Source organism: Streptomyces sp. C (genome assembly GCF_000158895.1).
Lineage (GTDB): Bacteria > Actinomycetota > Actinomycetes > Streptomycetales > Streptomycetaceae > Streptomyces > Streptomyces racemochromogenes.
Genome location: NZ_GG657750.1, coordinates 6,336,801 through 6,339,886 on the forward strand (window position 1 = coordinate 6,336,801; position 3,086 = coordinate 6,339,886).

The 3,086-nt window shown below is 77.3% G+C and carries 2 protein-coding genes; one reads left to right on the top strand and one right to left on the bottom strand.

All coding sequences use genetic code 11. From position 1 onward, the window contains the following. A partial coding sequence (locus SSNG_RS28475) for an Lrp/AsnC family transcriptional regulator (RefSeq protein ID WP_007267391.1) occupies positions 1-1,130 on the bottom strand: 1,130 nt, incomplete at its 3' end. Between the two features lie 588 nt (positions 1,131-1,718). Here SSNG_RS28475 and SSNG_RS38200 point away from each other — a divergent pair. Continuing rightward, positions 1,719-3,086 (top strand): hypothetical protein (locus SSNG_RS38200; protein ID WP_050779760.1); only part of this gene is annotated, 1,368 nt, incomplete at its 3' end.

A 3,086-nucleotide genomic window follows, 5' to 3' on the forward strand; every position in this document is an offset into this window, starting at 1 on the left:
CCCCCCCCGGGGGCCGCCTCGACGACCGCCCCTACGCCGTCCCGTGCGGGCGGCCCGTCCCGTACGGCAGGGCTCTCGTCCCAGGCCACCGGCGTGGTGTCCGTCCAGATGTCCGGCCGGACCGTCCGCACCCGCCGGCCCGTCCGGTCCAGCTCCTGCGACTCCGACTTGCGTACGTGCAGGGCCACCGCCGTGTCGGTCACGCGCAGTCCCGGCATCCTCCGCGTCAGGTCGGCGGTGTAGCGCGACAGTTCCTCCACGGTGCGCAGCCGGGCGCCGATCATGAAGTTCCAGCGGCCGCTGACGGACATGCAGGTCCGGGTCTCGCGCAGCCGCGAGGCCACCGCCGCGCAGTCGGCCACCTCGTGCTCGGGCACCTCCGCCCACACCGTGGCGGACACCGGCCAGCCCGTCAGCCCCGCCGCCATCGCACAGCTGTAGCGCAGGCTCTGCCCCGCCTCCAGGCGGCCCAGGCGGCGCCGTACGGTCGACTCGCTCATCCCCGACTCCCGGGCCAGCGAGGCCACGCTGCGCCGCGCGTCCGAGGCCAGGGCCAGCACCAGCGGCCGGTCCTCCTCCGGCATCGGGGCGACGGGCGCCGGGGAGGCCGCGGCTCCCTTGCGGCGGCCGCGCCCGGTCAGCAGGTCGGCCTGGGCGGGCGTCAGCTGGTCCAGGCGCCAGCGGTCGGGGGAGACGTGCACGGCCGTGACCATCGAGGAGCGGGTGCCGACCACGCCCGGTATCCGCTGCACCCGGAAGGAGAGGTACTGGTACAGCATGTGCAGGTTCGGCACGGCGACGAAGGCCAGCAGGTCGCGGTCGCCCGTGGTGTGCTCCACGCCCATGGTGTGGGCGTCGCCGGTCAGGGCTGCGCCCACCGCCGGAGCGGCGCCCGCCGCGCACGTCACCTCGACCCACGCCATGCACGGCGCCTGGGTGCCCGTGCGCAGCCCGAGGCCGCTGACCCAGGCGTCGCCGGCGGCGGTCAGCCGCTCCCAGCGGCGGGCGAGGGTCTCGGGACGCACGCCGAGGACCTGTGCCAGGCGCTCCCAGCTCGCGCGCGGGGCGAGCTGGAGTGCGTGGACGAGCGCCCGGTCGGTGTCGTCGATGGCGGAAATGGCCGAGTTCATACCTTCCCCTGGTGGTTCTCCCGGCCATCGGCCGGTCAACCCTGCTTTCGGCTGATCATCTCTCCTCGTGGGCCCGGCCGTGCCACCAGGCGGTCGAGTGGGCCTTGAGGAGATCGGGAGGAGGACGTGTGGGGGACCCCGGCTCGAACCTGCGCCACGCGGTGCCGGCCGAACCGTCGAGCTTCGTGGGGCGGGAGCGCGAGCTCGCGCGCACCGCTGCCCTGCTCTCTACGGAACGCCTGGTCAGCCTGGTCGGACCAGCGGGAATAGGCAAGACCCGGCTGGCCGCGCGGACCGCTCGCGCCCTGGTCCGCGCCGAGGGCGCCGAGGTGGTGTGGGCCGGTCTGGCGAGCCTGCCGGCGCCGCGGGGCACCCTGGCGCGGGAGCTGGAGCGGCGGCTCGAAGGCCGCCGGGCGCTGCTGGTGCTCGACGGCTGCGAGCGGCTCGGGGAGCGGGCCGGGGTGCTCGCGGACCGGCTGCTGGCTCGATTGCCCCAGGTGCGAATTCTGGCCACCTCGCAGCGGACGCTCGGGTTCCATGACGGGGCGGAGGTCTTTGTGGGCCCGCTTCCCCTGCCGCCCGAACCACATGATCCGGCCAGCCTTCGACCCGCCCGCGACCTCGCCGACGCCCCCGGAGCCGACGCATCCGGAGCCAACGCATCCGGTACGGCCGGGGGCCGACGGGTGCTTCGTCGCCGCAGAGATCTCCGGCTACGCCTCCGTACGCCTCTACGTGCAGCGGGCGCGCGCCGCCGACCCCTCCTTCGAGCTCACCGACCACAACGCCGCCGCCGTCGCCGCCCTGTGCCGCGCCCTCGACGGGATCCCCGCAGCGCTGGAGCTGGCCGCCGGGCGCGCCGGCCGCTACAGCCCGGCCGAGGCGCTGCACCGGCTGACCGCCGACCCGCTCGGCTTCCTCGCCGAGGGAGCGGACCGGTCCGGCGGGGCCGACGTCCTGCGCGCGCACCGGCTGTCCTCGCCCGGGGAGCGGCTGCTGTGGACCCGGCTGTCCGTCTTCGCGGGCTCCTTCGACGAGGCCGCCGTCGCGCAGGTCTGCGGCTTCGGCGAACTCGGCCCCGAGGACGCCGCCGAGACCCTGCGCCGGCTCGCCCCCGCCCTGCTCGCCGAGCCCGGGGAGCCGGGCCGCTACCGGCTGCCCCTGTCCGTCCGGGCCTACGAGGCCCGGCGGCTCGCGCACGCCCCGGGCACCGAGGCGGCGCTGGCCGAGCGCCGCCACCACGAGCGGTGCCGCGTCATCGCCGAACGGGCCGCCTGGCTGTGGCGGTCGGGGGCGCAGCCGCAGGCGCGCGCCCTGGCCCTGCGGGAACTGCCCGAGCTGCGCCGGGCGATGGACCCGCTGTCCGAGGCCGGACCGGCGGGGGCGCTGGAGGTCGCCGTGTCCCTCTGGTTCCTCTGGTCGGCCTGCGGGCTGGAGGCGGAGGGGCGCCGGCACCTGGAGCGGGCCCTGGCCCTGCACCCGGAGCCCCGGCCGGCCCGCGCGCTGTGCCTGGCGGCCTGGCTGGCCGCCGCCTTCGGCCGGGCGGGGGCGGCCGATCCGCTGCTGGTGGAGGCCTGGACCGCCGCCGTACTGCAGGGGGAGGACTCCGCGCTGGCCTACCTCGCGCACGCCCGGGGCACCGCGGCCCTGTGGCAGGACCGGCCCGGCGAGGCCGCCGACGAGTTCCGGGACGCCCTCGCACAGCTGCCGCCGGAGCCGGAGTTCGGGCCGGGCCGGGAGGCGCTGCGGGCCGCCCTCGCGTTGGCGCTGGCGTACACCGCCCCGGCGTCCGCACCCGTGGGGGACGGCGAACCGGACGCCCCCGCCGACCTGTGGGCCCGGTCCTGGTCCGACTACGCCCACGCGCTGGTGCAGCGGCGCGAGGACCGCCCGGCGCTGGCCCGGACCCGGCTGGTGGCCGCCCTGGAGATCCAGCTGGCCCTCGGGGACCGCCTC